The sequence below is a fragment of the Vibrio ouci genome, assembly GCF_004551525.1.
GTDB classification, from domain to species: Bacteria; Pseudomonadota; Gammaproteobacteria; order Enterobacterales; family Vibrionaceae; genus Vibrio; species Vibrio ouci.
This window is the reverse complement of record NZ_SATR01000079.1, coordinates 1-7,152: the sequence shown is the minus strand read 5'-3', so window position 1 is coordinate 7,152 and position 7,152 is coordinate 1. Positions and strand designations below refer to the sequence as shown.

Below are 7,152 nucleotides of genomic sequence, written 5' to 3'. Positions count from 1 at the left end.
CACGATTCCGCTCCCACTCAGCCTAACGTCTGAGTTTCGTTACATTGTCGGTTCCGCTGCTTTATTCAGGAACCTAGGGTCATCTGGTGATACAGATGGTTCACTCTTATCGTGGTGAACAACGCTTCATACGACTTCAGGTCGCACGGACATAGATAAGTTAGCAAAATAATCTTAAACATATTTCCTACTCATCTCTTTGCCACTCTATGAAATAACAGTCACTAAAAGCCTCGCTACTTAATAGCAATCATCCCTATAGTGCATACAACCGAGTTTGGGAGCTTTCCACTAGTAAGAGAGTTCAATGTGTAATTCATCTGAAATCAAACACTTCTATCAAGCAACACCTCAACAAATCGCTCAACGGTGGCATTTTCTCGTTTGTCACGTCGCGTAACAACGCCATAAATAGTGTCAGCATCAAACGATTTTGGTAATTGTAAAAAGTCTATCTTCGCTTTATCCCGAGCCGTTAGCGACAATGCACTTATCACCGAAAAACCTAGGCCTAATGCTACATACTGCTTTAAAGACTCTATGGTACCGACTTCTAATTGAATGTGGCTTAAGCCGCAGTGCTGCTCGATAGAGTCTATCAGTCGCCGCCCTTCTTGTTTACGTTCAAGGCAAATTAGCGAGCGTTTAGCCAAAAGGTTTTCTATATTCAGCAATTCAGTGTTTTTCTGACTTACATCCGCCAAAGCATCGCCCTTTGGGAAGATTAAATAAGCGGGAAACGCCGCAATGAATCGAAAGTGTAGCTCTTTAGGTACTCGGCACTGTGCTACAACTCCTATGTCTATTTCATTCGAACGAACTAAACGTAAAATTTCTTCAACTGGACGAGATAGCAAGCTGAACCGAGTCTTTGGAGAGTTGTTTAAGAAAGCTTTTACTTTATCTGGCATCATGTAACGAAGAATCGAATCATGTGCAGCTAAAATTATTTCTCCTGATTGAGGCTCTTTCTTTAGTTCACTTTCGAACTCATCAATCTCATCAAATAACGACATCGCAAAAGAAAAGGTATGTTCACCCTGCATCGTCAATTTGACTCGACCACCTCGGCTAGAATACAACTTTGAACCTAAATACCCCTCTAAAAGCTTGATTCTTTGGGAAACTGCCGCTTCTGACACCCCTAGTTCGATACTTGCTTGCGATACACTCTGTCGTTGCGCCATGACATAGAAACAGCGCAACGCTTTAAGATTCATTTCATCATATTCACTACGTCTCATGACTACCTCTTTCCGATCTGCTTAGGGGGGGATAAGCGTGACCCCATGGCGTGAGTCCATTAATCGTTTCATAGTAATTCTAGACTAAGTCATCCGAACACATCTCAGCGTTGAGAAGAGGAGTAAAGCATGAATAGCATTGATATTTACTGTGAGAGAGTTGGGGTTGGGCTCACGGCTGAACCTATAAACGCATTAACAAACGGTGCATTCTTAGTTGCTGCACTACTTCTTTCTCAGAGAATGAAAGATCCCACTATCGAGGTGCGCTTACTAATTAGATTACTGTTTTTGATTGGATTGGGGAGCTTCCTCTTTCATACATTCGCGACAGGGTGGGCACGTTATCTAGATGTAGCCCCGATTCTTTTATTTCAAATGCTATTTGTTTGGTCTTACACAACAAAGTTTTTCGGCTGGTCCACTAGAGTCGCCTGCATCGGTGTTTCAATATTTCTTGGCGTCGTTCTTTTTGCTCGGTCATTTCCTATGATCCTTAACGGCTCATTACCTTATGTACCTAGCTGGTTAGTTCTTATCTGTTTTAGTTTCTACCACTTTTTGAACAAACTACCGAAACGGTTTTTCCTCATCATAGCTAGCGTAATGTTCACCTTTTCACTGCTGCTACGCACCCTAGATGCTTCTCTATGTGACCAATTTCCATTCGGTACTCACTTTATTTGGCATTTAGCTAATGCCTTGGTTTTATACCTAAGCGTTAGCGTGTTGAACCCTATACGGAGATAATATTATGAACTTATACATTGCTTTAAAAAAAGAGCTTGAACTGGCTTCATGCTTTGAGCGAGACCGCTACCCATTCTTGTGTGAAATGAGCTTAGTTAGTTTGGTTTCTATAGTAGGCTATAGCGTGATGTTACTTGCACCTCCATTCACCACCAACCTATTCATTCTATTTTGTTTGGCTTTTGTATGGGTTCGTGCTGGCTTTATCTCTCATGAGGCAAGCCATAACAATTTATTCTCTCACCGTCATTCAAATCAATGGGCTGGTCAATTATTCCTCACACTTCTAACCGGCGTCAGCTATTCGCTATTTCAAAAAACTCATCACTGGCACCACGCTCACCCTGAAGATACTTCTGATGTACGGCCACATGGAGGTACCATCTCGCTTTTTAATCGAACCCGAGAGTATATTCCAACGCAATTACAAGGAGGGTCGCTCTGGTTACTTTCGATATTTCGCGCTTACAGCCTGCATCTTGAAGGTTTAAATTATCTATTTTCAGAATCTAAAAAGACATTCGCAGACCAATATCTGTTACTCATTCACTATTTTGCGTGGCTAGTTGTGCCGAGCATGATTTTAGGAGCATCGACTGCGATTGGGAATTACCTAATTATCAATCTCATCGCAGGGTTGTATGTAGGGCCGTTACTACTATTGAGTCACACTGGCCATCAACCAGTATCTGTTACTGAGGAGAACAAACTGAGATTAGAGACAATATTGACAGCTACCCGCAATATTAAGAATTCAGCGGTTATCGAATTTTTATTGAAAGGGACAAGGGAGCACGTGGAACATCATATCTTTCCTAGTATTCCATATCACAAGCTAAGAGAATCAAGCACAATTATTGCCCGCTTTTGCCAACAACATCATCTTGATTACAGCAAGATGGAACTGCCTCGTGTGTTACACATAGTTTCTAATAAACGATTACGAAAATAGAATTTATGCTGAGTAGTGATAGCGTCAGATCGTTCTACCGATTAGTTATGGTAATCGAAAACCAATAAAATATCTGACTCTACAGGGGGCCTTAGCTTGTTTTGGGGCATTTTTGTGTTACATGCCCCAGTCAGGAATGTTCTGGACAATTATCAGTTGGTGCAATCACGCTAGCTTCATGGTTATTGATTAGATTTTGTAGGGGGAATGGTTTGTACTGTGAGGTTGATTTGCAGTTGGGTATCGGCAATAACCTGTAGAGTTTATTTAAACATCTTGGTTGACCATTGACTGCAACAGGCTGATGTACACTCGACTTCTCTGCACGTCTCAAGTACGTCCCTGTAGACTCAACTCTGGCATCCCTGCCAGAGTGATCCTCGAATCCGAGAGTACCAATTATTGGTGTGAGCCATGTACACAGAGTGATGGTTGTCGTGGCTTTTGTAAATTAACAGGCACGAGATTATCAAAGTAGTTCTCTATATTTGCCAATTCGCCAGAACTATCTAGAAGCCGTACACAACGTAAATTTTTCTTTGCTCTGGAACACGCCACATATAGCAGTTTTCTTGTGAGGGCTTGCCTAGCCGGATTATCTGTCTCCGACCTAAAGCAACTTCCAAAATCATACTTGGACCAATTGAATTCATCTAAAACCACAACAACATTTTCAATGCCAGTTCCTTTAGTTTTATGCATTGTCATGAAGTTGCTGTCGTCGCCTTCATATTTGTAAAATGCTAAGACCTCGTTGAAGCTCAGATCACTACCAAACAATCCAGAATAGAATTTTTCACTCAGAACATCTTTTGCTAGTTGATCGTAGTGCTCCTCAATCGCTTCAACTGTCAAATCAGTACCATTATTCTGGTTAATATAGTCACACATTTGCTTCTTCGTATTACATCCAGATTCTTGTAATTTCTTGAAAGCATAAATGTTGTTATCTTTATCAATCCTTTCCAGCTCGCTATCCTTGCGTTTAAGATAAGATTGATGGCTTTCGGATAACGAGATCAGTCCAGCAATAACAGCTCGATTCATGACAGTATAGGCCGCTTCATTAGACGAAGATAGCTCTTGGAGCATATGATGGAGTTCTCTTTTATCTTGCTTAGTTTTAATGAACAAACCTTGTTTCTTCAACAATCCTATCAGCTTGTTGTATGCACGATTGTCATCAGCCGAGCTATTAAAAAGTTGCAGTAATTCAGCAAGTTGACCGAATTGAAGTCTATCGAGGTGTTTTTTTATCTCTTCCCGTGTATCACGGAACCTGCCATCAAACAGCTCATACAAATTTCCGAAACTAGCATCACGAGCCACCGATTTATTGGGGAGCTTCAATAACACATTCTCCCCAATATCAGCCTGAGCGCAAACAGCTAAATCTTCCAGCCTCCGAGAAATATCAAGTTTATACTCCTCCAATTGCTGGTCATATTGAGCCTTTGCAATTTGGTACACACTTTTGATTTCATCAGAATCACCTTTTTTGGGAGAGGCTGGTTTTTCTGGCGCAGGAGGCTTGATTGAATAGTAAAAGGTTGCTGATCCCTCCCGTTCTTCAGCAGTTTCCATTATTCCATTGGTTTCCTTTAGAGCGACTTTCTGAGTCAAACCATCAGAACGAAATTTGTTCGCGACATCAATTACTTGACGTGAGCAGCGAAAATTATCTTCTTTTTCAATTAACGTTAACTGCCCGTCATCTATAAACCTTTTTGCCGAACCTATCCCACCTTCGTAAATTGCTTGTTCACTGTCACCGAACAAACCTATGGTTAGCCCTTTGTCAGGAGTAGAGTAAATCAATGAATGAATAATATTTTCGTCAGTATCCTGATATTCATCGATAAATATACAGTCATATTTGTCGCGAACGATTCTCCCAAAAATAGAATACTGACTAAATAGCAGCGCAGCTATTTTGATAAGACCATCATGCCCAAAAGTGGCACTTTTAAAGCTATCAAATGGCGTGTCATTATATACAACCTCATTGAAATGATGTTGCTTGATAGTTTCTGCTATCGCTTCATTTAGCTGCTCAATATCATTATTTAACGATGTATTAAATGAGCTAGGATCTTTGTCATATTCACGCTTTCCAGTGACTTTTGCTGTACCTTCTTGTAATACGATAGAGCGCCTATTAGCCAAAGATTCGTGCAGTGCTTTAAATCTCTTATGCTCTTCAGTCTTTCTAGTCTTATCATCACCATTGTAATGATCAATACCCAACTCCTCGAATAAAGGAAGGTAAAAGAGCTCTGGGAGTAGTTTTAAAAGATTACGTTTGTATGGTTTAATAAGCTTACTAATAAACGAATGGATTGTAGATACTTCAATCCCTGAACCCACACGTTCGACTATTTCATCAACAGCTTTATTAGTATGAGTAATACAAACAATTTTCTTATCAGGGTGATTTTCAGAACAAAACCTGACTGTTCGTTTTAACGTTTCTGTCTTACCGCTCCCAGCACCGCCTTGTAAAACAAAGGATTGTTCAAGCTCTATACATTCTTTTATCTTTTCTAAGGGTGTACTTACTGACTGATCCATTTCAGCCCCTCATTAATATACTCTGGTGTTACCCAGTCAGCCTTCCCCGTAAGACCCAAATAGAGTAAGGATGCTGCAAAGTCGGATTTTTTATCAATCACTCTATCTGTCAATTTAAAGATGTTTACAGTATCTATTTCTTCAATCTCATCCTTATTCTTCAGCCCTAAAACTTCACTATTAGCGCAAGCCCTCTTTAATTCAGCTTTATTAGAATTAAAAAATGCATCCTCAAAAGATCTTGCTTGATAACCATGTTCTTCCGTCTGATAAGCGACTTTTACACAGCCCGCAGTCTCAGTTAATTCTCCGCGTTTTAGTTTGTTGAACCATTCAGGAAAACCTGCGTCTTTTAGATCGGGGGCAGAAAAGAAATGCTTCAACGTTTCATTACTGGTATGAGAAGAATCGGAAACCGGGCATGCCACATACGAAGTCCTATCTTTGCCATTTATATCTGGTTTTACATCTTGCTTTGTCGAATCTAGATCTGTCAGGATTAGTGATTTAATACCAATAAATTCTAAAAACGGCGCGAAGGCTTTAGCATTTGCCCCAGCCTCTATTATTGAAATATTCTGCGAAGATATTGGCTGACTTTCGTCACCACATTTTTCATCATACTTTTTGATAAACCAAGGTAGAAGAATCCTCTCCGTAGTACCTTCGATAAAAATTGCTTTGTCTGCGAAGAATAGCTCCGCATTTTGAATTTTAAGATACTGTTCTAAAAACTGGTATAACTTTGCGCCCTCATCTCCTTGTTCTGCTTTATATTTTCGTGCAAGCTCAGTATGAAAGTTCCTAAATTCAACATTTAAGTTTTCATGCTTTAAAAGGTATCGAATATCTTCAAAGTCAGAATTAGCAACTATATAAGATGAATGGGTGGTAATTACGGCCTGTAGCCCCTGTATTTCACTTACTACTTCTCGAATCTTTTTTGAGAAAATTGATTGCATTTGGGGGTGAGTGTGCGCTTCGGGCTCCTCGATAAATAACAAATTAATGTCTGATGAGGACGCCTCGAACTCCTGCTTCATCATCTCTATCTTAAGCAAGAGGTATAGAATATTTAAATAACCAAGACCATTAAGATTTTCAGGAAGATGATCCTCCGTTGTCCCATAAATTACCTTAGAAGAAGAACCTATGAGTGAACTCGCTTCAATGTCTGAAATTACTTTCAAACCATCCAAATTGAGAAATTTTGCCGCACTTGATAAAAATCCACTAAAAACATCTGAATACTGCGTTTCTAAACCTTTATCTATATCAATTAATGCGGTTCTAACTTGTTCCAGACGTTCATCATCCGTGTCGTTTAATTTCTTAAAAAACTGTGTTGTTACGGTAGACAGCGGACTTTTACCAGTTTCATCTGAACTGGCAACATTTCTTCTAGCGTGTATTACTTGAAAATTGATAAGGTTACAAACATCTTTAAACTCTTTTTCTTCTAACTCCTCTCGGTTCTGAAGGTAATACAGGGCGCGAGCATACTTTGTTCAATTTATAGCCCAAAGAATACTCGTGCTCTGTAATCGTCGCACCAACCCGCTTTTTTCAGCTTTTGCCTTTGACTTGGAGCACCACACTCACATTGCTTGAGCATGTTCATGACGAAGCGTCTAA

5 protein-coding genes and 1 pseudogene are annotated in these 7,152 nt (G+C 39.9%); 2 read left to right on the top strand and 4 right to left on the bottom strand.

Annotated elements, in window-relative coordinates; genetic code table 11:
* Positions 1-326: 326 nt before the first annotated feature.
* Positions 327-1,244 carry a LysR family transcriptional regulator gene (locus tag ELS82_RS22835; protein ID WP_134837493.1) on the bottom strand — a complete coding sequence of 306 codons (918 nt, stop codon included), beginning with the start codon at positions 1,242-1,244 and terminating at the stop codon, positions 327-329.
* A gap of 129 nt (positions 1,245-1,373) precedes the next feature.
* On the opposite strand from ELS82_RS22835, the gene ELS82_RS27515 reads away from it, so the two are divergent.
* Together ELS82_RS27515 and ELS82_RS22825 are read left to right on the top strand one after the other, a co-directional pair.
* Positions 1,374-1,994, top strand: coding sequence for a ceramidase domain-containing protein (locus tag ELS82_RS27515; RefSeq protein ID WP_134837492.1), 621 nt, complete (start codon positions 1,374-1,376; stop codon positions 1,992-1,994).
* A 4-nt stretch (positions 1,995-1,998) separates the two neighbouring features.
* The gene (locus tag ELS82_RS22825) at positions 1,999-2,946 is read left to right on the top strand and encodes a fatty acid desaturase family protein (protein WP_134837491.1); all 948 of its coding nucleotides are present in this window, start codon (positions 1,999-2,001) and stop codon (positions 2,944-2,946) included.
* A gap of 399 nt (positions 2,947-3,345) precedes the next feature.
* Here ELS82_RS22825 and ELS82_RS22820 read toward each other — a convergent pair whose 3' ends face one another.
* The 3 genes and pseudogenes from ELS82_RS22820 to ELS82_RS22810 all read right to left on the bottom strand — a co-directional run.
* Positions 3,346-5,517, bottom strand: a complete 2,172-nt coding sequence (locus ELS82_RS22820) for an ATP-dependent helicase (protein ID WP_134837490.1) — start codon at positions 5,515-5,517, stop codon at positions 3,346-3,348.
* Positions 5,502-6,944, bottom strand: a complete 1,443-nt coding sequence (locus tag ELS82_RS22815; RefSeq protein WP_279630719.1) for an ATP-dependent nuclease — start codon at positions 6,942-6,944, stop codon at positions 5,502-5,504. The genes ELS82_RS22820 and ELS82_RS22815 overlap by 16 nt, the downstream gene beginning before the upstream one ends.
* Before the next feature lie 86 nt (positions 6,945-7,030).
* A pseudogene (locus ELS82_RS22810) lies at positions 7,031-7,152 on the bottom strand (ISAs1 family transposase); the annotation flags it as partial.

What these genes read in the sequence shown, in the direction of transcription:
- ELS82_RS22835 (WP_134837493.1), bottom strand. Translation starts at nt 1,244, where the DNA reads ATGAGACGTAGTGAATATGATGAAATGAATCTTAAAGCGTTGCGCTGT.
- ELS82_RS27515 (WP_134837492.1), top strand. Translation starts at nt 1,374, where the DNA reads ATGAATAGCATTGATATTTACTGTGAGAGAGTTGGGGTTGGGCTCACG.
- ELS82_RS22825 (WP_134837491.1), top strand. Translation starts at nt 1,999, where the DNA reads ATGAACTTATACATTGCTTTAAAAAAAGAGCTTGAACTGGCTTCATGC.
- ELS82_RS22820 (WP_134837490.1), bottom strand. Translation starts at nt 5,517, where the DNA reads ATGGATCAGTCAGTAAGTACACCCTTAGAAAAGATAAAAGAATGTATA.